The organism is Rhizobium sp. YTUHZ045, from assembly GCF_051124255.1.
Classification (GTDB): Bacteria; Pseudomonadota; Alphaproteobacteria; order Rhizobiales; family Rhizobiaceae; genus Rhizobium.
Genome location: NZ_CP101432.1, coordinates 3,393,786 through 3,417,360, shown reverse-complemented (window position 1 = coordinate 3,417,360; position 23,575 = coordinate 3,393,786). Strand labels below are relative to the sequence as shown.

The following is a 23,575-nucleotide window of genomic DNA, read 5'->3' as shown; positions in this document are numbered from 1 at the left end:
ATCACCGGCTTCGTGCGCCTATAACAAAACGGCCCGGTTTCCCGGGCCGTCTGCGATTTTCGATAGTCGGGCGCTCAGATGAGCTTGGCGAAGGCGACTGCCGTGTCGGACATGCGGCTGGAGAAGCCCCACTCGTTGTCGTACCAGGACAGGACGCGCACGAAATTGCCTTCCATGACCTTCGTCTGATCGGTTGCGAAGATCGACGAATGGCTGTCGTGGTTGAAATCGCGCGAGACGAGCGGCTCGTCGGTGTAACCCAGGATGCCCTTCAGCTTGCCGTTGGAGGCAGCCTTGATGGCTTCGTTGATTTCGCCGACCGTCGTGGCCTTTTTGGAGACGAACTTGAAATCGACGACCGAGACGTTCGGGGTGGGAACGCGGATCGAGGTGCCGTCGAGCTTGCCCTTGAGGTGCGGCAGCACGAGGCCGACGGCCTTGGCGGCGCCCGTCGAGGTCGGGATCATGGAGAGGGCGGCAGCGCGGGCACGATACAGGTCCTTGTGCATCGTGTCGAGCGTCGGCTGGTCGCCGGTGTAGGAGTGGATCGTCGTCATGAAGCCGTGGTCGATGCCGACGGCGTCGTCGAGAACCTTCACCACCGGCACCAGGCAGTTGGTGGTGCAGGAGGCGTTGGAGATGACCATGTGCTCCTTGGTGAGCTGGTCATGGTTGACGCCGAAAACGACCGTCAGGTCAGCGCCGTCGGCGGGAGCCGAGACGATGACGCGCTTGGCGCCGGCCGTCAGGTGGGCGGCGGCCTTGTCGCGGGCGGTGAAGATACCGGTGCATTCCATGGCGATGTCGACGCCGAGCTCGCGGTGCGGCAGCGTTGCCGGATCCTTGATCGCGGTGACCTTGATCGGTTTGCCGCCGCCGACGATGATCGTGTCGCCTTCGACCTTCACCTCGGCCGGGAACTTGCCGTGGATCGAGTCGTAACGCAGCAGATGCGCATTGGTCTCGACCGGACCGAGGTCGTTGATGGCGACGACCTCAATGTCGGTACGGCCGGATTCGACGATAGCGCGGAGGACGTTACGGCCGATGCGGCCGAAACCATTGATGGCAACCTTGACTGTCATGTTCATTCACTCCCGATAGAATAGGGCCCGATAGGCCGGGCGGCCTGGAATTGAGGAGATGGAGAGCGCCTCAAGGCGCTCTCATTAAAGCTTTGCTTCGGCGGCCGCAACGACAGCGTCGGCGGTGATGCCGAAATGCTTGTAAACGTCCTTGACCGGACCGGACGCGCCAAAACCCTTCATGCCGATGAAGCTGCCTTCCGGTCCGATGAAGGCGTCCCAACCTTCGCGAACGGCGGCTTCGACGGCAATCTTGACCGGTGAGTTGCCGAGCACGTCCTTGCGGTAGGCGTCCGGCTGCTCGAAGAACAGTTCCGTGCAGGGCACCGAGACGACACGCACCGAAACGCCCCTGGCTTCCAGAGTTGCGCGGGCGGCAACGGCGATTTCGACCTCGGAGCCCGAAGCGAAGATCGTCACCTTGGCATCGGCATTGCCGGCAAGCGTGTAGGCGCCGAGTTCGCAGAGGTTCTTCGCATTATACTCTGTGCGGACGGTCGTCAGGTTCTGGCGGGTGAGAGCCAGAGCGGACGGGCGGTTCTTGCTCTTCATGGCGATCTGCCAGCATTCCGCCGTCTCGACGGCGTCGGCCGGACGGAAGACCTGCAGGTTCGGAACGGCGCGCAGCCCGGCGATCTGCTCGACCGGCTGGTGAGTCGGGCCATCTTCGCCAACGCCAATCGAGTCATGGGTCAGGACATGGATGACGCGAATGCCCATCAGAGCCGAGAGGCGGATCGGCGGGCGGCAATAGTCCGAGAAGATCATGAAGCCGCCGCCGTAAGGAATGAGGCCGCCATGCAGCGAGATGCCGTTCATGGCAGATGCCATGCCGTGCTCGCGGATACCCCAGTGCATATAACGGCCCTTGAAGTCCGTCGGCGTGATGGAGACCATCTGGCTGGTCTTGGTGTTGTTCGACGGCGTCAGATCGGCGGAACCGCCGAGCGTTTCCGGCACGAAACCGTTGATGATCTCAAGCGCGTCTTCCGATGCCTTGCGGGTGGCAACCGTCGGCTTGGTTTCTGCCAGTTTCTTCTTGTAATCGTCGATCGCCTTGTCGAAACCTTCGGGCAGATCGCCGGCAAAACGGCGGGTGAACTCGGCCTTGGAAGGCGACTTGGCAAGCGTTTCTTCCCATGCCTTGACGATGTTGTCGGAGCGGGTGCCGGCTGCGCGCCATTCATCGAGAAGATCGGAGGGGATGACGAAGGGCTCGTACTCCCAATTCAGCGCCTTGCGGGTGGCTGCGATCTCATCGGCACCGAGCGGGCTGCCGTGAACCTTGTGGCTGCCGGCCTTGTTCGGGGCGCCGAAGCCGATCACCGTTTTGCAGGCGATGAAGGTCGGACGATCGGACTTGTGGGCGGCTTCGATCGCATCGGCGATGGCGGCCTGATCGTGGCCATCGATCTCGATCGTGTTCCAGTGAACGGCCTTGAAGCGGGCGATCTGATCGGTCGAATCCGACAGCGACACGGCGCCGTCGATGGTGATCGAGTTGTTGTCCCAGAAAAGGATCAGCTTGTTGAGCTTCAGGTGGCCGGCAAGGGCGATGGCTTCATGGCTGATGCCCTCCATCAGGCAGCCGTCGCCATTGATCACGTAGGTGTAGTGGTCCTGGAGGTCCGCACCGAATTCCTCGCGCAGCTTGCGTTCGGCGATTGCCATGCCGACCGCATTGGCGATGCCCTGGCCGAGCGGCCCGGTGGTGGTCTCAATGCCGGTTGCGTGGCCGTATTCAGGGTGGCCGGCGGTCTTGGAGCCGACCTGACGGAACTGCTTCAGGTCCTCGATCGTCATGTCGGGATAACCGGTCAGATACAGCAGCGAGTAGAGCAGCATCGAGCCATGGCCGGCCGACAGCACGAAGCGGTCGCGGTTCGGCCAATGCGGCTTCTTGGGGTCGAAGCGCAGATATTTGGTGAACAGGACCGTCGCCACATCAGCCATGCCCATCGGCATACCAGGGTGGCCGGAATTCGCCTTTTCCACGGCGTCCATGGCGAGGAAACGGATCGCGTTCGCCATCCGGTCGTTTTGTTGGAGAGAGGTCATAGCTTTTCTGCAAGCTCCGGGTGTCGGGGGATGGCCTCGAGCCTCCAAGACCATCGAGTGAAAGCGGCTGACACATAGCAGTTGGGGCTGGCGAGTCAATCAATGGCGGGGCAAAACCCAGCGGCCTGCGGCGATTTTTGACATTTGCTCGCGCAACTTTACAAAAGACCAAAGCGGCACGGCGGGCCTGCCCAAACGTTCATCCACAGATAGGCAGGCCGCCGGGTGACGGGATTTATTGACGGGCCGTTGGCGAGCTGCATATCCTCTTGAAATCAAAAGATCGGCAGATGTGGCCGATTCGCAGGTCCTGCACGGGAATCGGAAAGGCATGATGCCCACAGGCAAAACCATGGAAGCAGCGCTCGACGAATTGAGACAGGCGATTTCGAGCCTCGAAAACGCAGTCGATATGCGCATCGAGCGGCAGCGAGAGCAGGGTGAGATCGAGGGCGAGGTGCGACGTGTGCATGCCGACCGCTCCCGTCTAGCCCAGGAGCTCGATCAGGCCGAGTTTCGCGCCAACCGGCTGGAAGAGGTCAATCGTGAGGTATCGCGGCGGCTGGTGACGGCCATGGAGACGATCCGCGCGGTTCTGGACCGCTGATGAGAGAGAATTTGATATGGCGCAGGTGACGGTAACGATCGACGGCAAGGCCTATCGCATGGCCTGCGAGGAAGGGCAGGAGGATCATCTGACCGACCTCGCCACCCGTTTTGACAGCTATGTCGGCCATCTCAAGGGCCAGTTCGGCGAGATCGGCGATCTCCGGATCACCGTCATGGCCGGCATCATGATCATGGATGAGATTGCCGAGCTGACACGTCGCATCGCGGAGCTGGAAACCGAGCTCGAGTCGCTGCGCGGCAACCGCGACACGGTGCTTGCCGCGACTGCCCGCACCGAGGAAAGCCTCGCGGCGGCGCTCGGCGAGGTGTCGAGCCGCATTCGCGGTATCACCGACAAGCTGAATGGCCGGGCCGCCCCCGAACTCAATTGATGTCAATTAAATAGAGTCGGGCTGCGGTCGCCACTGGCGCGCCGATGCAAACGACCTTATATATCGCGATGCGGTCTGCGCCTCTCGACAGGAACCACAATCCCTGGGGCCATACTCGATCCAAAGGGAGCTGTCCCTGTCCGGGCTCGTGGGCCTGGACACACGGTGCCCACCTACGTTTGTAGGCGCCCAGGATCGTAAACATCCATCGGTCGTCGTGGATCGCACTTTCTCTTTATCGTTGGCAGTGCGCCGGATGCAGGAGCGAACGTGAGTTGCACGTCCCCCCTTTCAAGATGTCCTTACTTCTTCAGGGAAGGGTGACCTGGAAGACCTGGAACATCGTGTCGACGTCGGCGCCGCGTCCGCCTGTAGGCTGCGCCCACCTGGAAGCCATCCTGTGTGAGGAAGTCGTTGTAGTTGGCGACGAACAAGAAGTAATCGTCCGGCGACTGCGGATCGAGAACGCTTGCAAGGCCCATGGCTTGGATGACGCTTTGCGACCACGGCATTCAGCGTCTTATCTCAGGCGACCGGATAGGGTCCTTCAGCGAAGACTTCGTCATGATAGCCTTTGGAGCCGACGTCGAGCGCCAGTGGGCTTCGCCATTCGCGGTTGTCGCGCAGGCAATCCAGCACGAAGCGGAAATCATAGCGCGGATGCCAGCCAAGTTCGCGCGTTGCGCGTTCGTTGACGTAGACGCGATCGAGCGTCGGGAACATCTTCCAGCCGCGTTCGACGTAAAGGGCGTTCGCACCGGGAAACAGCCGCTCGACGACGGCAGGCGCGTCTCGCCTGAGCTCGGCAAGATCGCCCGACGAAAAGGGCGTCGTGGCCGAGACGATGTAGCGGCCGAAACCGATTGCCGGCGCCCTATCCAGCGCCAGCAGATGGGCGCCGACTACATCGCTGATGTCGACGCGGCGGTGAAGCAACTCGTTAGCCTGGGCATTTGCCGCTGAATATCTGTTGCGGATGTCGGGAGCGTCATCGCTTTCGGGAAAGAAACGCGATGTCCTGAGGATCATGACCGGCAGGCGGAATTTGCGGGCGAAGAGTTCGCAGACGCCTTCGGCGGCGAGCTTCGTCACGCCGTAGATATTCTTCGCTATAGGAGGCACGTCCTCGGTGACCCACGCGGCGGGTTCGCCGGCGGCCGGCGTCAATGCGGCACCGAAGGCGCTGGTCGTACTGGTGAAGACGAAGCTTGAAACACCGGAGGCGGCGGCCTCTTCGAGCAGGTTCAGCGTGCCGCCGACATTTGTGTCGAGGAAATCGCAATTGCCGTGAGTTGCCACATGCGGCTTGTGCAGCGTTGCGGCATGGATGACCTGGCTAACTCCCGACATGGCCTGCCGGACGAAGTCGCGATCGCAGATCGATCCGACCGTGTCGGTGAAAGCCGAACGCTTAATGTCGATGCCGCGCGCCCACCGACTCTGCGCTCTCAAGCTGCGCATCAGCGCCTCGCCGAGATGGCCCGCACTGCCCGTCACCAGTATCGTCATCGCGTCCTCTCCTAACCGTTTAGGCGGCGGACGCTATAAAGACCGGTGTCCTGGGACAACGCATAAATTATGCATGGGCATGCAGGAAAGCTGCAGGCTCAGCGGATTGTGGTGACGAGGCGGCCAGCGCTGCCGTCGGAAAGCCTGATCCGCTCCCAGGTGACGCGGCCGGGGGCAATCGGCAGGCGTGCATTGCCGTTGGAGCCGGTATCGAAGGTCAACGACAGCAGCCTGCCCTCGTGCCAGCCTCTTACCTCCAGAGACTGTTCGGCGGCGGCGATCTCGGTGGAAGCGTAAGAGAAAAGAGAGCGGCCGAGAAAAGTGCTGAGCGGGGCGCGCCATTCCGCCTGCCGCGAGCGAGAGGCAGAAAGCAGCCGATGGGTGCTATCGCAGATCAGATGTACAGGCCGGACGGAATCCTCAACCAGGCGCCTTAAAGCCGCGTCGGCCGCAGCGTGTTGCGGCGAGGCGAAGATCCGCTCCAGCTTGACGGCCTGTTCGGGCGAGGGTCCAAGCTGGCCGCGCTCCCAGCGCGAGACGGTCGCCTGGTTGACGCCGAGGAGTTCCGCAAGGTGCTGCTGCTTCATGCTGCGCAGCAACCGCATGCGGCGTATGCCGGCTCCTGATATCGTCACTTGTCCTGAGCTCCCATGCATCTCTGCCAGGATAGGAGTTCGGCGGGGCGGAAGGCAAGCCGATCCTCACGCCGGATCATTGTTCCGGCTGGTCTTCGAGATCGCTTCTTAGCTGATCGAGGATCGACAGGGCATGACCTGCATAGGCGCTGATCCAGCGGTCGTAGATATGTTTGATCGGCAGGCTGTTCAGGTGGTTCCAGCGTTCGCGGCCCTCCTTTCTGGCGATGATCAGATCCGCTTCCTCAAGCACCTTCAGATGCTGCATCACCGTGCAGCGGTCCATTTCCGGAAACATTTCGCAAAGCGTTCCGGTGGTGCGGGGCGCGTCCTTGAGCAGGTCGAGAATCTCGCGGCGGCGATGATGCGCTAGCGCCTTGAAGACAGAGTTGTCGGTTGATTCGCTTGACATGTTATGTTTTTATAACATAATGGCATCAGGCACAATGGAGAAGAGGAGAAGTGCCATGTCTCTCGGAATCCGCGTTTCCGGCCGGATCGGCCGTCCTGTTGCCGAAGTGTTCGATGCCGTCGTCAACCCGAAGAAGCTCAGCAGCTATTTCACCACGATCGGCGGGGCGAGCGCCCCGCTCGTTCAAGGCACGACAGTAACCTGGTGGAAGGATGCACCGGTCGAGGTTGTTGAGCTTGTGCCGGAAAGTCGCATCGTGCTTCGCTGGGACGGCGGCACTGCTGAGGACAAGACAAGGTATAAGACGCTGGTGGAAATGAATTTCAAGCCGCTGGAGGATGGCGGCACGCTGGTGACGATTGCCGAGAACGGCTGGCGCGAGGACGAGGCCGGCCGGCGCGGCACCTATCTCAACTGCGAAGGCTGGACGCAGATGCTTTGCAGCATGAAGGCCTTCGTCGAATACGGCATCAATTTGCGCGAGGGCATGTATCTCAGCGAGATGAAGGGCGAGCCGGCCAGCGCCCCGGATGCCTGACGAGGCTGTCTCGAAGGAGATCGGCGGTCCATTGCCAGACTTTGCTTGCCTGTCACACTGCGGGTGCTAATTTCCGGAGTCGATACTTCATCTCGGTTTCCAGGAGATTCATTATGCAGCTTGGTATGGTCGGTTTGGGCCGCATGGGCAATTATATGGTCCAGCGCCTGATGCGGGGCGGTCACGAATGCGTCGTCTACGACACCAGGCCCGAAAGCGTTGCCGATTTGGCAGGTCTCGGCGCGACCGGCAGCGCTTCGCTGGAGGAATTCGTCTCGCAGCTCACGCATCCGCGTGCGATCTGGCTGATGCTGCCGGCGGTGATCGTCGACAAGGTGCTGGCGAGCCTGGTGCCGCTGCTGCAGAACGGCGATATCGTCATTGATGGCGGCAATTCCTACTATCATGACGACATCCGCCGCGGCGCTGAGCTGATCACCAAGGGCATTCATTATGTCGACGTCGGTACCAGCGGCGGCGTCTTCGGCCTGGAGCGTGGCTATTGCCTGATGATCGGCGGCGAAAAGGGCATCGTCCAGCACCTTTCGCCGATTTTCGCAACGCTGGCGCCCGGCGCCGGTACGACGGAAGCCTCGCCGAACCGCAGCGCCGAAGCGGCTGCAGCCAGCACCGCGGAACAGGGCTACCTGCATTGCGGCCCGCATGGCGCCGGCCATTTCGTCAAGATGGTGCATAACGGCATCGAGTACGGTTTGATGGCCGCCTATGCCGAGGGCCTCAACATTCTGAAACATGCCAATATCGGCGCCGCTTCGCATGGTGCCGATGCGGAAACTGCGCCGCTCGCACACCCCGAACATTTCCAATACGACTTCAATCTGCAGGATGTCGCGGAAGTCTGGCGCCGCGGCAGCGTCATCACCTCCTGGCTGCTTGATCTCACCGCCGATGCACTGCATGCCGACCCCGCACTTTCGAAATTTGCCGGCCGGGTCTCGGACAGCGGCGAGGGCCGCTGGACGATCATGGCGGCAATCGATGAAAGCGTGCCGACGCCGGTGCTGAGTGCGGCGCTCTACGGCCGCTTCTCCTCGCGCGACAATGACGAGTTTGCCAACAAGGTGCTGTCGGCAATGCGGGCGGGTTTCGGAGGCCACGTGGAAAAGCCGGCTTCGAAATCCTGAGGCTCCCTTCACTGAGTCCAGGCGACCGTCGCCCCGTAAATGGCAGATTGAAGGCGTGGCTCGGGCAGGCGGCAGCCCCGGCTGTTCCTAGCCATCGGCATGGTTTTTCTACCGCTTGCTGGCGGCAGCAGTCGCGAGTATCCATTGCAAGATGTCGGCCTCGTTTCGTGCAAGCGCCGACACTTCGTTGGAGGGCGGTCGTGAAGCGTGACAGGGCAGGCGGCTTGACGGCCGCCATATCGGGCATATTGGCATTCATTGCGCTTTTCTCCGTGGCTTCGCCCAGCTTTGCCCAGGCCCAGCCGGCGCAAGCGCCAGCCGCGGCCAACCCGCCGGCCCAGGTGCGTGAGATGATGCAGCTCATGCAGACGCCCGAGGTTAAGCAATGGATGTCGACTCAGATGGCGGCGACGCCTGCGGGCGGTACAGCGGCGGAAAACCAGATGTCTGTCCTGTCGGGTTTGCTGCAGCATTCCCGTCGTCATGTCTCGATGGTTTCCGATGCCGCGATGACCCTGCCCTCGCAGATCGGCAATGCATCCTCGCTGCTTTTCGGCGAAATCGCCGCCACTGGCCGGGTCCGTATGATCGCCCAGTTCCTGGCGATCTTTCTGCTGGGCGCGATCATCGAAAGCATTGCCCGCTATGCCTTCCGCCGCCGCCGTCGCCGTCTGGCTCAGATGGCAGGCATGCATCTGGCGCCGCGCGTCATCCCGGCGTTGATCTTCGCGGCGGCGACAGTGCTCACGCTTCTCAGCCTCAATTGGCCGCCACTCAGCCAGAGTATCGCGATCGTCTGTGTCGTTGCGCTGATCGTCCAGCGTTTTACAATCTGCCTCGGCGGTGTGCTGGTCGATCTCATCGGACTGGCGCGAGCCGAGGAAGAACGGCAGGGCGTCCCCGCGCCGACCATGCCGGGACGTGCCGTCGCACTCTTCTGGTATCGCCGCTCTGCAACCTTCGTCATCTATTTTATCTTTGGCTGGGCGGCCATTCAGTCGATGGAGCCGCTCGGCTTTTCCCCGAGCGCCCGGCTGTTTGTGGGATACATTCTCGGCATTGGACTGCTGCTGATCGCCATCGAGGCGGTCTGGTCGCGGCCTCATAAGGACGAGAAGCGCGGTCACGAGATTTCCTGGACGCTCACCGTTTATTTCCTGCTGCTCTGGGGCCTCTGGGTCACCGGCTTCAACTGGCTGCTCTGGCTCGGCATCTATGTGCTGATGCTGTCGCGGGTGCTCGCCGTCGCGACGATCGCAGTGAAATCGCTGCGGCAGACCGAGGCGAGTTTCCTTGCCACGCGCCGCATCGCCACCGTGTTGCTCGACCGTGGCGTGCGTGCGCTGATCATTGCAATCGCGGCAATCTGGCTCGGTCGATTGCTTGGTGTCGGCGCTGACACGATGGCTGCCGGCGACAAGATGGTCGACAAGATCGCTCGCGGCGTCATCGGTGGCATTGTCATCCTGCTTGCGGCTGATCTGCTCTGGCACGTCGTCAAAGCCTATATTGACGGCAAGCTGCTCGATTCACCCCTGGATGGTACCGCGACGGACGAGGAAAAGGCGAAACACGCGCGGATCCAGACGCTACTGCCGATCTTCCGCAATATCCTTGCCGTGGTTATCGCCGTCATCGCGGTTCTGATGGTGCTCTCCGGCCTCGGCATCGAGATCGGGCCGCTGATTGCCGGAGCCGGGGTCGTCGGCGTTGCCGTCGGTTTCGGCGCCCAGACGATCGTCAAGGACGTCATCAGCGGCATGTTCTATCTCTGGGACGATGCTTTCCGCGTCGGCGAATATATCGAAAGCGGCAGCCACAAGGGCGTCGTCGAAGCCTTCAGCCTGCGATCGGTGAAGCTCAGACATCATCGCGGGCCGCTGACAACAGTGCCGTTCGGCGAACTCGGCGCGGTGAAGAACTTGAATCGCGACTGGACGATCGACAAGATCAGCCTAAACGTCAAATACGACACCGATCTCGTTAAGGCGAAGAAGGTGATCAAGCAGATCGGCCAGACACTGCTCGAAAACCCGGAATTCGGCCCGCACATCATTGAGACACTGAAGATGAAGGGCGTCGAGCAATTCGGAGAATTCGCGATCGAGATCCGCCTGTCGATGATGACGAAGCCCGGCGAGCAATTCGTCATCCGACGCAACGCACTGGCGATGATCCGCAACGCCTTCAAGGAAAACGGCATCGAGTTCGCCTTGCCGACGGTGCAGGTGGCGGGCGATCGCGAGGCCGATTTGGAGGCTGCCGTCGCGCGTTACGCTTCTCATATGCGAGCCAACGGCGAACCGGCTGCATGAAAGCCGCCACCTGAACCTCATTACCGCCGCAAGGCATTCAAGCTTACGAAAATGCAATGTGCCATCAGGTATTCCTGCGCAAATTCGCCCCAATTGAAGATGATTGAGGCGCAGGCGGCGGGGTTGGGTAGCGTCGGCATGGCTTCATAGAGCTTCTATGCCCGTCATGTTACGTCTTCGAAAAATGATTCCCGCCGAATTGGAAACTGCGCAGGTAAGAGATGTCGGGTCACGGCAATTTGGAAGAGATCGAGGCGACGGACGGTTTTTCTTTTCGCACGCTTTTCAGACGTTACAGGACGCCGCTCACTGCGGCCGCGACGCTTATCGTCTTCTGTCTCGTCGGTTACGCGATCATGCAGCTCACCAACGAGGTGCGCTATGACGATGTCGTCGCAGCGCTGGCTGCGACGAGGCCGAGCGCGATCCTGCTTGCTTTGTTCTTCACGGCGCTGAGTTTCCTTTCGCTGGTCTTCTATGATCTCAATGCGATTGAATATATAGGCAAGAAGCTGCCCTTTCCGCATGTGGCGCTGACGGCATTCAGCGCCTATGCGGTCGGCAACACCGCCGGCTTCGGCGCACTGTCGGGCGGGGCGATCCGCTATCGCGCCTATACGCGCCTCGGGCTCTCGCCGGAGGATATCGGCCGCATCATCGCCTTCGTCACACTCTCCTTCGGCCTCGGGCTGGCTGCTGTCGCGTCGATCGCCCTCATCATCATCGCCAGCGAGATCGGGCCGCTGATCGGTGTCAGTCCATTTCTTCTGCGGCTGATTGCCGGCTCGATCATCGCCATTCTCGGGGCTGTGATGATCATTGGCCGCGAAGGCCGCGTGCTCGATTTCGGCGCCGTGGCAATCCGCCTGCCGGACTCGCGCACATGGTCGCGCCAATTTCTGGTCACCGCCTTCGATATTGCCGCCTCCGCGTCGGTGCTCTACGTGCTCTTGCCGCAGACGGCGATTGGATGGCCGGTCTTCCTCGCCGTCTATGCGATCGCCGTCGGTCTCGGCGTGCTCAGCCACGTTCCGGCCGGGCTCGGCGTGTTCGAGACCGTGATCATCGCTTCGCTCGGCAGCGCGGTGAATATCGACGCGGTGCTGGGATCGCTGGTGCTCTACCGGCTGATCTACCATGTCTTGCCACTGTTGATCGCCGTGCTCGCGGTCTCGGCGGCGGAGTTGCGCCGTTTCGTCGACCACCCCGCCGCCTCCAGCGTCCGCCGTATCGGCGGACGGCTGATGCCGCAGCTGTTGTCAGCCTTGGCGCTGCTGCTCGGCGTCATGCTGGTGTTTTCGAGCGTCACGCCGACGCCGGACCAGAACCTGGAATTTCTTTCCAACTATCTGCCGTTGCCGATGGTCGAAGGGGCGCACTTCCTCTCCAGCCTGCTCGGGCTCGCGCTGGTGGTCGCGGCGCGCGGCCTCGGTCAGAGGCTCGACGGCGCATGGTGGGTGGCCGTGTTTTCGGCCGTTGCCGCATTGACCTTGTCGCTTCTGAAGGCGATTGCCCTCGTCGAAGCAGCCTTTCTCGCCTTTCTCATCTTCGGGCTCTTCGTTAGCCGGCGGCTCTTCACCCGGCATGCATCGCTGCTCAACCAGGCGATGACGGCATCCTGGCTGATGGCGATCGCCGTGATCATCGTTGGCGCCGTCGTCATCCTGCTCTTCGTCTATCGCGATGTCGAATACAGCAACGAACTCTGGTGGCAGTTCGAATTCACCGCCGAGGCGCCGCGGGGGCTGCGCGCCTTGCTCGGCATCACCATCATCTCCTCGGCGATCGCCATTTTCAGCCTGCTCCGACCGGCTGCTTTCCGGCCCGAGCCGGCGACAGAGGAGGCGCTGACGCGTGCCGTCGACATTGTCAGGAAGCAGGGCAATGCCGATGCCAATCTGGTGCGCATGGGCGACAAGAGCATCATGTTTTCGGAAAAGGGCGACGCTTTCATCATGTACGGCCGGCAGGGCCGCTCATGGATCGCACTGTTCGACCCGATTGGCGATCATCGCGCCGTGCAGGAACTTGTCTGGCGGTTCGTCGAAGCGGCGCGCGCTGCCGGCTGCCGCGCCGTCTTCTACCAGATTTCGCCGGCGCTGCTTTCCCATTGCGCCGATGCCGGCCTCCGCGCCTTCAAGCTCGGCGAACTGGCGGTGGTTGACCTCCGGACCTTCGAAATGAAGGGCGGCAAATGGGCGAACCTTCGCCAGACGGCGAGCCGAGCCCAGCGCGACGGGCTGGAATTCGCGGTGGTAGAGCCCGAGGACGTGCCTGATATCATCGATGATCTCGCCGCCGTTTCCACGGCCTGGCTCGAACATCACAATGCCAAGGAAAAAGGCTTCTCGCTCGGTTCCTTCGATCCCGATTACGTTTCCTCGCAACCAGTCGGCATCCTGAAGAAGGACGGCAAGATCGTCGCCTTCGCCAATATCCTCGTCACCGAATCACGCGAGGAGAGCACGATCGATCTCATGCGCTTCTCGCCGGACGCGCCGAAGGGCTCAATGGACTTTCTCTTCGTGCAGATCATGGAATATCTGCGTAACCAGGGTTTCACCCACTTCAATCTCGGCATGGCGCCTCTCTCCGGCATGTCGAAACGCGAAGCAGCGCCCGTCTGGGACCGTATCGGTAGCACCATCTTCGAGCACGGCGAGCGCTTCTATAACTTTAAAGGCCTTCGGGCATTCAAATCCAAGTTTCATCCGCACTGGCAACCGCGCTATCTTGCGGTTTCCGGAGGAGGCAATCCGATGATCGCGTTGATGGACGCGACATTTCTGATCGGGGGCGGATTGAAAGGGGTAGTGAGAAAATGATCAGGACAATCCTTCTTGCCACGGCATGCGTCTGCATGCTCGCGGCCGCGCCGGCTGATGCCGCCGAGGAAACCACGCAGAGCTTCGAAAGTGGGCTCATCCCATCGCCGCACATCTTCCTGCCGGAAGGGGAGGTGAAGGGCACCGTGATGCTGATCTCGGATGCCGCCGGCTGGGGCGATTATGAGAAGGCCGAGGCCGACAGGCTGGTCGCCGAAGGCGCTGTCGTCATCGGCGTCGACTTTCCCTCTTATATGCAGGCGCTCAGCCGCTACGACGTCAGCCTCAACGACGGCTGCATCTACATGGTCTCGGATATCGAATCGCTGAGCCAGCAGGTTCAGCGCGCGACCGGCAACAATAGCTATCACCTGCCGATCGTCGCCGGCATCGGCGAGGGCGGCGCCTTGGCCTTGGCGATCGCGGCTCAGACGCCGGATGCGACGATCGGTCAGACGCTTGCGGTCGATCCGCTGGCCGGCATTCCGCTAACCAAGGAGCTTTGCACGCCGGCTTCCAAGAAGGTGATCGGCCAACGCACGGTCTATGGCCTCAGCGACGGCGCCCTGCCGGATCCGATCATATCAGTTTTCACGCCTAAAGCTGACAAGGACGGCCGGGCGCATGCCGAGGCGCTACGGAAAGCCCATTCCGAGATCGAGATCCGCGATTCCACAGACGATGCACAGACGGTATTCGGCGATACGCTCGATGACCTCGTCACTGCCTCCGGCGCCTTCGGCAATCCGCTCGGCCTGCCGCTGGCGGTGCTGGAAGCAAGGCCTGCCTTTGATACGATGGCCGTGATCTATTCCGGCGACGGCGGTTGGCGCGACATCGACAAGGAGGTCGGCGGCACGCTGCAAAAAGAAGGCATTCCCGTCGTCGGCGTTGATTCACTTCATTATTTCTGGTCGGAGCGCAAGCCCGAGGAGACAGCCAACGATCTTTCGAAGATCATCGATTTCTATCGTAAGCAGTGGAAGGTGAAGCATGTTCTGCTCGTCGGCTACTCTTTCGGCGCCGATGTCGTGCCCGCTACCTATCAGTTGCTCAAACCGGCCGAGAAGTCCTCCGTGGTGCAGTTGTCGCTGCTGTCGCTCTCGCACCAAGTTGATTACGTCATCTCCGTTCTCGGCTGGCTCGGCCAGAAGACCGAAGGGGCAGGGGGAGATCCGGTCAGCGACCTGAAGAACGTCGATCCGAAGTTGGTGCAGTGCATCTACGGCAAGGAAGATGACGATGATGTCGCTTGTCCGGCACTCAAAAATAGCGGCGCCGAAGTGGTCGAACTGCCCGGCGACCATCATTTTGATGAGAACTACGATCTTCTCACCAAGTCAATCATCGATGGGCTGAAGAGACGGCTGCAGGATTAACGCATCAGCCGTTCTTCACTCCAGCCGAGTTCGGCGAGTTCCCTGCCGCGAAACCGCGCATCATCGGCGACGATGAATTCGTCGAGCTGCGGCGGGGCAACGCTGGTGCCGGCAAGCATTGCATGGACCTGGCCGCGATGATGGGTCTGATGCTGAAAAAGGTGGGCAAGCACGTCGTCCATCCGCTCCTGCTGAATACGATCGCCGCGATGGAGACTGACGATCGAGATCAGCCTGTCCGGCGTCAGGACTTCGCAAAGGTCGATCAGGCGCTGATCGACCTTTGCCTGCGCTTGGGTCAGTGACTCGACATCGTCGAAGGGTTCGTCCACCTCGAAAGCCTGGAAGCCGAGCGTGCCACCTTCCATGCCGTCGACATAGAACCAGTCGACGGTGATGATATGATTCAGGGTCTCCTTGATCGACGGAAAGAAGCTCGTGCGCGGCGCTTCGAATTCGCCCGCCTTCAACGCCGCGCAGGCGTGAAGCAGCCGGTGGTTGGCAAGGGCGTTGTTATAGGCAAGCTTGCGAAACGCCCTGGCGGGATCGAAGGTCGACATCGGCGGCTTTCCTCTTTCAGCACTCCGGAATGTTTGTGTCAGTCATCGAGATTGCCGTCGCGCCAGACGAGATGACGTGGTGCCCCGGGCAGGTTCTCGATTTCATCAGCGATGAAATAGGGCGGGATGTCGAGCGCGGTCAGGGCCGCGCGCGTTGCCGGCACCCATTTGAATTCGAGATGGTTGTCGCCATCTTCGACGCGATGAATGATCTCATGCGGCTGAAAGGGAAATTCCGCCGGGATTTCCATCAGATAATAGAAGCCGAGTTCATGCCAGTCGCGTTGTTCGTAGTGGAAAAAGTTCTCGACGATCCAGAGCAGGCGCAAGACGGGGACCGTGAGGCCAAGCTCCTCCATCATCTCGCGTTTCAGCGTTTCCTCCGACGTCTCGCCGATTTCCGCCCGACCGCCCGGAAAGGTCCAGAAGGGCTCGTGCACGGCGCGATGAACAAGCACGTGCCCATCGCGAAAGCCGAGGCCGGCAATGCGGTAGTTGAAACGCGCAGCACCCTGAGTCAGGCGGATGGGAGTGCGCTTGCTCATGTCGTTCTTATCCGAGATCGATTACGACGATTTCCGGTGGTACGCCGAAGCGGACAGGAGCAATGGAGCAGCCGAGCCCACCGGAAACGATGATATTACGCCCCTCCTCGACGATATGGCCATAGGCGTAGCGATCGCCGTAGCGCGACGGGACAATCGGTGAACGACCGAAGAAGCGGATCTGTCCGCCATGGGTGTGACCGGAGAGCGTCACCGAGACGCGCTCGGGCACGCGGGGAAATATATCGGGCTCATGGGCAAGTAGGATGACGGGCGCGTCATCAGTGACCTGAGCCATCGTTCCATCGAGATCGTCGAGGCCGGTCATGCGCGTGCGACCCCATTTCCTGCCCGGGAGCAGCGCCAGCTGATCTTCGAGCCCTGCGAGCCAGAAGCCGCGGCCATCCTTTTCGAGCCGGACGGCGCGGTTGCTGTAGACAGGGATGCCGACATCGGCAAGAGCCCGGTGCCCGAAGGTTTCCATCCCGCCGTTCTTCTGGGCGGTCCTGTCTTCCCACCAGTCGTGATTGCCCATGATTGCGTGGACGCCGAGTGGTGCCTGGAGTGCGGCCAGCGCCTTGGACCATTGGCTCGAATGCACGTACTGCGTCACCATGTTCATGCCCGAGGCGTAATCGCCGAGCAGGACGGTCACGTCGCCTTCGAGTTCATTGGCCCGGTGGCAGATCGAGGTAATGCGGTTTGCCGACATCCAGGGTTCGCAGGCATGGATATCGGCGAGTGCGACAACGCGAAGCTTCAGCCCCGATGTCCATCCCGGCGGCGTCAGTCGGTAGCGGGCGATGCCGAGCCGCGCCAGCGGTTCATAGGCGAAGGCATAACCGCCGAGCGCCATGACGCCTGCGACACCCCCGCCAAGAACCTTGAAAAATCCGCGGCGGGTGATCACTCAGTCGTCCTCCTGGAACAGCCGGAACTGCGCAGCCTCCATCTCCTTGGGCGGTTGCATTCCCAGATGTTTCCACGCGATTGCGGTCAGAACGCGGCCGCGCGGCGTACGCTGAATGAAACCCTGCTGGATCATGTAGGGCTCGATAATGTCCTCGATCGCGTCGCGCGGTTCCGAAAGGCCGGCGGCGATGGTTTCGATACCGACCGGTCCGCCGCCGAAATTGACGGCGATCATGTTGAGGTAACGTTTGTCGAGCTGGTCGAAACCGACATTGTCGACCAGCAGGCGGGTCAGCGCTTCGTCGGCGATCTCGCGGGTGACGGCCTCGGCCCTTGCCACTTCGGCGAAATCACGCACGCGCCGCAGCAGCCGGCCGGCAATGCGCGGCGTACCGCGGGCGCGCCGGGCGATCTCGAGGGCGCCTTCTTCGGTCATCGGCAGGTTCATCAGCCGCGCGCCGCGGCGCACGATCAGCTCCAGTTCCTCGACGGTATAGAAGCTGAGCCGCACCGGAATGCCGAAACGATCGCGCAGCGGTGTCGTCAGCAGGCCGAGGCGGGTAGTGGCGGCGACAAGCGTGAATTTCGAGAGGTCGATCTTCACCGAGCGAGCGGCAGGGCCTTCACCGATGATCAGGTCGAGTTGGAAATCCTCCATAGCGGGATAGAGGATTTCTTCGACCGCGGGGTTGAGGCGATGGATCTCGTCGATGAAGAGTACGTCGCGCTCCTCGAGGTTGGTAAGCAGGGCGGCGAGGTCGCCGGCCTTGGCAATGACGGGACCGGATGTCGATCGGAAGTTGACACCGAGCTCCTTGGCCATGATCTGCGCCAGCGTCGTCTTGCCGAGGCCCGGCGGGCCGACGAACAGCACATGGTCCAGCGCCTCGCCGCGGTTTTTCGCCGCCTCGATGAAGATCTTCAGATTGGCGCGCGCCTCAGCCTGGCCGGTGAACTCGTCCAGCGATTGCGGGCGTAGGGTGACATCAAGGTCTTCACCCCGCTTTTCCGGCGATATCAGGCGGGCGGGTTCGCTCATGCTCTCATTCCGTTTTGAAACCTGTTACAGCAATACACCAAAAGTCAGCTGCCTCGACATCCATTCCTAGGTTTTCCCGGTCTTCACCGTGCCAGTTCTTTCAATCCGAGCCTGATCAGCTTGGCGCTGTCTGCGCCTTCGCCGGCCGTTTTCAATGCCGAGGCGACGGCATTCGCAGCCTGATCTCTGCTGTAGCCGAGATTGGTCAGCGCGGACACTGCATCGGCAACCGGTGCGGCGGCAACACCTTCGCCGAGTTCCTGCTTGAGGGCGATATTGATCGCTTCCCCGGCATAGGCGGGCGCCCGGTTCTTCAGTTCGGTGACGAGGCGCATTGCCACTTTCGGACCGACGCCCGGTGCGCGCGACACTGCGGCGCGGTCCTGCAGGGCGATTGCATTGGCAAGTTCGCTCGGCGTCAGCGTCGAGAGCACGGCGAGCGCCACCTTGGCGCCGACGCCCTGGACGCTCTGCAGCAGGTTGAACCATTCCCGCTCCAGTGCGGTCATGAAGCCGAAGAGCTTCAGCTGATCCTCGCGAACATAAGTCTCTATGAACAGTACGCAGGCCTCGCCGGCCGAGCCGAGCTTCGACAGCGTTCGGGCCGAGCAATAGGCGACGTAGCAGACGCCGTGCACATCGACGAGCACGTAGTCTTCGCCGATCTCGTCTATAGTGCCTTTCAGCTTGCCGATCATGGGTCGCGGTCTCTCAAGGGTGCGTTTGGGGAGAAATGATGTCCAATTCCGGGAAATAGGAGCGGTAGCGCGCGCCATCGCGTGTCAGAAGACGATGCGATCGAACGACGGCGTGCGCACCGATGAAAAAATCCGGCAGGGTGCGCTCGCGCAGGCCGCCGCTCCTCCGGTACTGTGCGTGCGCCATGCCGGCCCGATAAGCGGCGGAAAACGGCAGAGCCTCGCGGATCAGGTTTAACCGTGACAGCAGAAACGCAAGCGTTTCCTCGCGCGGGGTCATGCTTGCCAGCTCCGCCCAGACGACGGGTGTCATGATGAATTGTGACTCTGGGCGCAATGTGCTCAAGGCACGTGCGGACCATTGACTGAAAGGATTGTCCGGGCCGAAGATATCGATGAAGATGTTCGTATCAACGAGGACTGAGGTCATCGCGTGGTCCCCTCAGCCATTCCATGAATTCATCGGTGGTCATGCCGTTGGTGTCGAAAGTGCCGCTCATGCTGCCGAGCCAGGATTCAAAATCGTCCTGCGATGATTCCGTGCGGCTGGACAGCACGACGAGGCGGGCGCCCTTTTCATCCGCAATGAAATCGACCTCGGATCCCGGGCCGATCTTCAAGCGATCCCTGATGTCCTTGGGAATGGTCACCTGGCCTTTTTCGGTCACGCGCATGGTAATACCTCCGCGGTATTACTTACCAGGAGAAAAGAACAAGTCAAGAACGAATTATCCGGCCAGCGCTTGACGCATCCGGTGGCCGCCGCGATTGTGAGCATGACAAATTGCGATCGCCAAGGCGTCGGCGGCGTCGTTACCTTTGAATTCGACCTTCGGCATCAGGATCTTCAACATAATGTGAATCTGCTGCTTTTCGCCGTGACCGACACCAATGACCGCCTTCTTCACCGCGTTCGGGGCATATTCGGAAACCGGCAATCCAGCGCGCGCCGGCACTAGCATGGCGATGCCGCGGGCCTGGCCGAGCTTCAGGGTCGCCACCGCGTCCTTGTTGACGAAGGTTTGTTCGACGGCGGCTTCATCTGGCTGGTAGCTATGGACGATGTCGGCCAACCCATCATGCAACTGGCAGAGGCGGGAGGCGAGGTCCATCTCGCCATCTGAGGTCACCGTCCCTGAGGCCACGAATTTCAGGGAATTGCCTAATGTGTCAATGATTCCCCAGCCAGTGCGGCGAAGACCGGGATCGATACCGATGATGCGAATCGTATTTTGCATGGTTCAACCTATAGCGATTGCAAAATAAGTGCCATCGATATGTGAACAAAACAAAAACATCGTTGTTTTCGGATGCGCCATTTACCGCGAATTAAAAGAGATGCCTGAATTCTTGTTCGTCGAATGTGGGTGGGGCTTCGTTCCGCAAGAATAAGCCCCCGATATTCTGTTGAGGTCAGCCGGCCGCGCGCCCAGGCTGGCAGGCGCCGTTCAGAGGGTTCGTCGTATATGGCTCAGAGATTTCAATCCCTGTCCTTCAAGGTCATTGCCACATTCATCCTGATGACCGTGCTGTCGATCGCGGTCATCGATGTGCTCGCCTATTTCGCCAGCAGCCGCATCTCCGACGAGCAGGCGCTGAAGGCCAAGGAGAGCGTGCTGATCTTCCGTGGCGACATGCTGCAGGACCAACTGGTGCAGCTCGAGAACCAAGCCAATTCCATCGCGCGCATCGAGGCGCTGCAGATGTCGATCACCAGCTTGAAGAGCGGCTGGAAGACAATCCAGAAGACTTCGGGGGATGCCCGCGCCGAGCTGAAGAAGGTTTTTATTACGGGCAATCCCAACCCGGCAGACCAGCGCGAGAAGCTGATGAAGCCGGAAGGGCCGAGCGGGTTCTATTATTCAAACCATGAGCAGACGCAGGGCGAAGTTGCCCGTGACCTCGAAAACACCGCTTTCAGCGATCTGCTGATCGCCGATCTCGACGGTAGCGTACTCTATTCCTACAAGAAGGACGACGACTTCGCGGAGAATCTGAAGTCGGACGCCTGGAAGACAACCGGCGCCGGCGTCGCTTTCGCCAAGGCGATCGAGAATGCCGCCAAGGCGACGGATGACGCCGCACCGACGGGCTTCTCCGGCCTCCGTGTCGATGCGGCACGCGGCAAGCCCGCGATCTTCTATGCCGTGCCGATCGTCAAGCTCGGAGCGGCCAAGGGCATTATCCTGTTCAAAGTGCGCGACGACATCATCTCGAGCATCCTTGCCAAGGGCATCGTCCAGGGCAGCACCGCGCGGGCTGCGATCGTCGCCAGCGATGGCTCCGCTATCGCCCTCGATACCGGCGGCAAGCTTGCGACGCTCGATGCCACCCCCTTCACCTTCATCAAGGACGCGCTTGCCAGTTCCGCGATGACCGTGGCCGATTTCGACAGGGCGGATGGCGCGGCCCGTGCCTATGTCCGCGGCATCGACTATCGTGGCGACCGCTTTCTCGTGGTCGAGAGCGTGCTGCTCAGCGAGCTCAATGCCGGCTCGATCGAAATCGCCACTTTGCTGACGATGATTGGCTTGGGTGTGCTCGTCGTCATGGCGGTCGCAACCGGACTCGTCACGAATTTCCTGTTTTCACCGCTGGCGCGGCTCGCCGGTGTGACTCGCGACGTCGCCGACGGCAAGCTCGACAGCGAGATCGGCAGCCTGAACCGCAAGGACGAGATCGGCACGATGGCGAAAGCGCTTGCCCGCTTCCGGCAGTCGCTGATCGAAGGCCGCGAACTCGAAGCGGCGAGCGAAGAGACACGCCTGCAGGCCGAGCAGGAGCGCCAGCAGAATCTCGCAGAACGGGAGGCCGAGGCGAAGTCGCTGCAGCAGGTGGTGGAAGCGCTCGATGAGGGTCTGCATCATCTGGCAAGCGGCGATCTCGCCTACCAGATCGACACCCGCTTCCCGAACGAGCTCGAAAGCCTGCGCGTCAATTTCAACGAGGCGCTTGCAACGCTCAGCGAAACTATGACGGCGATCGGCGGCAACTCGATGGCGGTGCGTGCCGGCTCCGAGGAGATGCGCACCGGCGCCGACGAGCTTGCCGGGCGCACCGAACGTCAGGCCGGGTCGATCACCGAGACGGCGAATGCGATCAGCGCCATTACCCAGTCCGTTCGCCGTCAGATCGAGCGGGCAGAACAGGCTGAGCGTATCGCCCGAGACGCCAAGACGGAGACGACCGGCTCCGGCCAGATCATGCGTGAGACGATTGCGGCGATGGAGGCCATCCAGACTTCATCGCGCCAGATCAACACCATCATATCGGTTATCGACGACATCGCCTTCCAGACCAATCTTCTGGCGCTGAACGCTGGCGTTGAGGCGGCCCGCGCGGGGGAATCGGGCAAGGGCTTTGCCGTCGTCGCCATGGAAGTCCGGGAGCTCGCCCAGCGCTCATCGAGTGCGGCAAAGGAGATCTCCAGCCTGCTGCAGAAGTCCACGCATGAGGTCGAAAGCGGTGTCGCGCTGGTCGAGAAGGCCGGCGTTGCCCTTACCGGCATCGGCGCCCATGTAGAGGCGATCAACGGCCAGATCAACGAGATCATGGAATCGACCCGCGACGAAGCCAATACGCTGCGCGAGATCAACAATGCAGTGGCCGAACTCGACGCGATGACGCAGCAGAACGCCTCAATGGTCGAGGAGACAACGGCGGCGATCCACCGCCTGGCGACGGAAGCTCTGGAAATGGACCGCCAACTCGGCAATTTCACGCTGCCGCAAGGGCACCACAGACCGAGCGCCGAGGTGCATGTGTTGCGCCGTCACCGGTGAGGCATCGCTTCCAATATTCGACCAGAGCCGCCTTCGCGCGGCCCTTTGTTTGCATGCATGGTTTGGAATCGGGCGGGCGCCAACCTACATAGACGGGATCCTTCAACTGCCCGGCAGGTTTCCATGGTTCCCTTCTCGGTACTCGACCTTTCTCCCATTGCCGAAGGCAGCACCGTGCGCCAGTCGCTCGAAAGCTCCGCGCGGATGGCTCAGAAGGCTGAAGAGTTCGGTTACAAGCGCTTCTGGCTAGCCGAGCATCATGGCATGCCGGGCATCGCCAGTGCTGCGACCGCCATTGTCATCGGCCATGTCGGGGCTGCGACAAAACGCATCCGCATCGGCTCCGGCGGCATCATGCTGCCCAATCATTCGCCGCTCGTCATCGCCGAGCAGTTCGGCACGCTGGAGGCGCTCTTTCCCGGCCGCATCGATCTTGGTCTCGGGCGGGCGCCGGGAACGGACATGCGCACGGCACAGGCGTTGCGGCGCAACCTCGAGGCCGGCGCGAACAGCTTCCCGAATGACGTGGTGGAATTGCAGCAGCTTCTCGGCACGCCGCTCGAGAACCAGGCGATCCTTGCGGTGCCCGGCAATGGTTCGCATATCCCGATCTGGCTGCTCGGCTCCAGCCTCTACAGCGCCCAGCTTGCTGCGATGCTCGGGCTTCCCTATGCCTTCGCCTCGCATTTTGCCCCTGATATGCTGCTCGACGCCATCGCAATCTATCGCGACCGCTTCCAGGCCTCGGCGGCGCTCGACAAGCCCTATGTAATGGTCGGCGTCATGGGCGCGATGGCGGCGACGGACGAGGAGGCGCGCTACCATTTCACTTCCGCCCTGCAGCAGTTCGTCAACCTACGCCGCAATGTCCGCGGCCCGTTCCCGCGCCCTGTCACCGATATGGAGAGCTTCTGGTCGCCGATGGAGAAGATGAACGTCGAACACACGCTGCGTTATGCCGTGGTGGGCTCGCCGGCGACGGCTGAGGCGAAACTGGCGGAGTTTCTCAAGGAAACGAAGGCCGACGAGGTGATCATCTCGATGCCGATCCATGATATCGAGGCGCGGCTGAAGTCGGTGGAATTATTCGCAGGCCTTGGGAACTTCATGCGGGCGGCCGCTTAAGATTTTCCGAGC

22 protein-coding genes, 1 other RNA gene and 1 pseudogene are annotated in these 23,575 nt (G+C 61.3%); 10 read left to right on the top strand and 14 right to left on the bottom strand.

Annotated elements, in window-relative coordinates; genetic code table 11:
• Positions 1–74: 74 nt before the first annotated feature.
• Together gap and tkt are read right to left on the bottom strand one after the other, a co-directional pair.
• The gene (gene gap, locus NMA58_RS16975) at positions 75–1,085 is read right to left on the bottom strand and encodes a type I glyceraldehyde-3-phosphate dehydrogenase (protein ID WP_221157199.1); all 1,011 of its coding nucleotides are present in this window, start codon (positions 1,083–1,085) and stop codon (positions 75–77) included.
• Positions 1,086–1,169: 84 nt separating this feature from the next.
• Positions 1,170–3,143, bottom strand: a complete 1,974-nt coding sequence (tkt, locus tag NMA58_RS16970; protein WP_434711401.1) for a transketolase — start codon at positions 3,141–3,143, stop codon at positions 1,170–1,172.
• A 331-nt stretch (positions 3,144–3,474) separates the two neighbouring features.
• Here tkt and NMA58_RS16965 point away from each other — a divergent pair, with 331 nt between their 5' ends.
• From NMA58_RS16965 to ssrS, 3 genes are all read left to right on the top strand, one after another.
• Positions 3,475–3,750 carry a DUF4164 domain-containing protein gene (locus tag NMA58_RS16965; protein WP_011426717.1) on the top strand — a complete coding sequence of 92 codons (276 nt, stop codon included), beginning with the start codon at positions 3,475–3,477 and terminating at the stop codon, positions 3,748–3,750.
• A gap of 16 nt (positions 3,751–3,766) precedes the next feature.
• The gene (locus NMA58_RS16960) at positions 3,767–4,144 is read left to right on the top strand and encodes a cell division protein ZapA (RefSeq protein ID WP_085779349.1); all 378 of its coding nucleotides are present in this window, start codon (positions 3,767–3,769) and stop codon (positions 4,142–4,144) included.
• A gap of 69 nt (positions 4,145–4,213) precedes the next feature.
• Positions 4,214–4,372: non-coding RNA, 6S RNA (gene ssrS, locus NMA58_RS16955), on the top strand.
• Positions 4,373–4,454: 82 nt separating this feature from the next.
• Here ssrS and NMA58_RS16950 read toward each other — a convergent pair.
• The 4 genes and pseudogenes from NMA58_RS16950 to NMA58_RS16935 all read right to left on the bottom strand — a co-directional run.
• Positions 4,455–4,632, bottom strand: a pseudogene (locus NMA58_RS16950) (esterase-like activity of phytase family protein); the annotation flags it as partial.
• A gap of 37 nt (positions 4,633–4,669) precedes the next feature.
• Complete coding sequence (locus NMA58_RS16945) at positions 4,670–5,653, bottom strand: NAD-dependent epimerase/dehydratase family protein (protein WP_434711399.1); 984 nt, start codon at positions 5,651–5,653, stop codon at positions 4,670–4,672.
• Positions 5,654–5,751: 98 nt separating this feature from the next.
• Positions 5,752–6,288 (bottom strand): helix-turn-helix transcriptional regulator, encoded by a 537-nt coding sequence (locus tag NMA58_RS16940; protein ID WP_434711397.1) that lies wholly within the window; start codon positions 6,286–6,288, stop codon positions 5,752–5,754.
• Between the two features lie 76 nt (positions 6,289–6,364).
• Positions 6,365–6,700: an ArsR/SmtB family transcription factor gene (locus NMA58_RS16935; RefSeq protein ID WP_183698840.1), complete on the bottom strand. Its 336-nt coding sequence runs from the start codon at positions 6,698–6,700 to the stop codon at positions 6,365–6,367.
• Between the two features lie 55 nt (positions 6,701–6,755).
• Between NMA58_RS16935 and NMA58_RS16930 the strand changes: the two genes are divergently transcribed.
• From NMA58_RS16930 to NMA58_RS16910, 5 genes are all read left to right on the top strand, one after another.
• Positions 6,756–7,238, top strand: a complete 483-nt coding sequence (locus NMA58_RS16930; protein WP_434711395.1) for an SRPBCC domain-containing protein — start codon at positions 6,756–6,758, stop codon at positions 7,236–7,238.
• A 113-nt stretch (positions 7,239–7,351) separates the two neighbouring features.
• Positions 7,352–8,383: a phosphogluconate dehydrogenase (NAD(+)-dependent, decarboxylating) gene (gnd, locus tag NMA58_RS16925; RefSeq protein ID WP_434711393.1), complete on the top strand. Its 1,032-nt coding sequence runs from the start codon at positions 7,352–7,354 to the stop codon at positions 8,381–8,383.
• Positions 8,384–8,583: 200 nt separating this feature from the next.
• Positions 8,584–10,698 (top strand): mechanosensitive ion channel family protein, encoded by a 2,115-nt coding sequence (locus NMA58_RS16920; protein WP_434711391.1) that lies wholly within the window; start codon positions 8,584–8,586, stop codon positions 10,696–10,698.
• Between the two features lie 221 nt (positions 10,699–10,919).
• The gene (mprF, locus tag NMA58_RS16915; RefSeq protein WP_434711389.1) at positions 10,920–13,523 is read left to right on the top strand and encodes a bifunctional lysylphosphatidylglycerol flippase/synthetase MprF; all 2,604 of its coding nucleotides are present in this window, start codon (positions 10,920–10,922) and stop codon (positions 13,521–13,523) included.
• The gene (locus tag NMA58_RS16910; protein WP_434711387.1) at positions 13,520–14,902 is read left to right on the top strand and encodes a virulence factor family protein; all 1,383 of its coding nucleotides are present in this window, start codon (positions 13,520–13,522) and stop codon (positions 14,900–14,902) included. Before mprF ends, NMA58_RS16910 begins: the two co-directional genes overlap by 4 nt.
• On the opposite strand, the gene NMA58_RS16905 is transcribed toward NMA58_RS16910, so the two are convergent.
• The 8 genes from NMA58_RS16905 to ruvC all read right to left on the bottom strand — a co-directional run bounded on the left by NMA58_RS16905 (position 14,899) and on the right by ruvC (position 19,894).
• A complete protein-coding gene (locus tag NMA58_RS16905) occupies positions 14,899–15,462 on the bottom strand; it encodes a DinB family protein (protein ID WP_221112581.1) in 564 nt (187 codons plus the stop codon). The genes NMA58_RS16910 and NMA58_RS16905 overlap by 4 nt on opposite strands.
• Positions 15,463–15,500: 38 nt before the next feature.
• Positions 15,501–16,007 carry an NUDIX hydrolase gene (locus tag NMA58_RS16900; RefSeq protein ID WP_434711385.1) on the bottom strand — a complete coding sequence of 169 codons (507 nt, stop codon included), beginning with the start codon at positions 16,005–16,007 and terminating at the stop codon, positions 15,501–15,503.
• Positions 16,008–16,014: 7 nt separating this feature from the next.
• Positions 16,015–16,917, bottom strand: a complete 903-nt coding sequence (locus NMA58_RS16895) for a metallophosphoesterase (RefSeq protein ID WP_097597318.1) — start codon at positions 16,915–16,917, stop codon at positions 16,015–16,017.
• The gene (gene ruvB / locus NMA58_RS16890; protein WP_434711382.1) at positions 16,918–17,958 is read right to left on the bottom strand and encodes a Holliday junction branch migration DNA helicase RuvB; all 1,041 of its coding nucleotides are present in this window, start codon (positions 17,956–17,958) and stop codon (positions 16,918–16,920) included.
• Between the two features lie 83 nt (positions 17,959–18,041).
• Positions 18,042–18,656: a Holliday junction branch migration protein RuvA gene (gene ruvA, locus NMA58_RS16885; RefSeq protein WP_434711380.1), complete on the bottom strand. Its 615-nt coding sequence runs from the start codon at positions 18,654–18,656 to the stop codon at positions 18,042–18,044.
• Positions 18,657–18,669: 13 nt separating this feature from the next.
• Positions 18,670–19,086 (bottom strand): type II toxin-antitoxin system VapC family toxin, encoded by a 417-nt coding sequence (locus NMA58_RS16880; RefSeq protein WP_434711378.1) that lies wholly within the window; start codon positions 19,084–19,086, stop codon positions 18,670–18,672.
• Positions 19,067–19,330 carry an AbrB/MazE/SpoVT family DNA-binding domain-containing protein gene (locus NMA58_RS16875; protein ID WP_085779335.1) on the bottom strand — a complete coding sequence of 88 codons (264 nt, stop codon included), beginning with the start codon at positions 19,328–19,330 and terminating at the stop codon, positions 19,067–19,069. The genes NMA58_RS16880 and NMA58_RS16875 overlap by 20 nt, the downstream gene beginning before the upstream one ends.
• 54 nt (positions 19,331–19,384) lie before the next feature.
• Positions 19,385–19,894: a crossover junction endodeoxyribonuclease RuvC gene (gene ruvC / locus NMA58_RS16870; protein WP_434711376.1), complete on the bottom strand. Its 510-nt coding sequence runs from the start codon at positions 19,892–19,894 to the stop codon at positions 19,385–19,387.
• A gap of 228 nt (positions 19,895–20,122) precedes the next feature.
• Between ruvC and NMA58_RS16865 the strand changes: the two genes are divergently transcribed.
• Together NMA58_RS16865 and NMA58_RS16860 are read left to right on the top strand one after the other, a co-directional pair.
• The gene (locus NMA58_RS16865; RefSeq protein WP_434711374.1) at positions 20,123–22,438 is read left to right on the top strand and encodes a methyl-accepting chemotaxis protein; all 2,316 of its coding nucleotides are present in this window, start codon (positions 20,123–20,125) and stop codon (positions 22,436–22,438) included.
• Between the two features lie 123 nt (positions 22,439–22,561).
• Positions 22,562–23,563, top strand: coding sequence for an LLM class flavin-dependent oxidoreductase (locus tag NMA58_RS16860; RefSeq protein ID WP_434711372.1), 1,002 nt, complete (start codon positions 22,562–22,564; stop codon positions 23,561–23,563).
• Positions 23,564–23,575 lie beyond the last annotated feature (12 nt).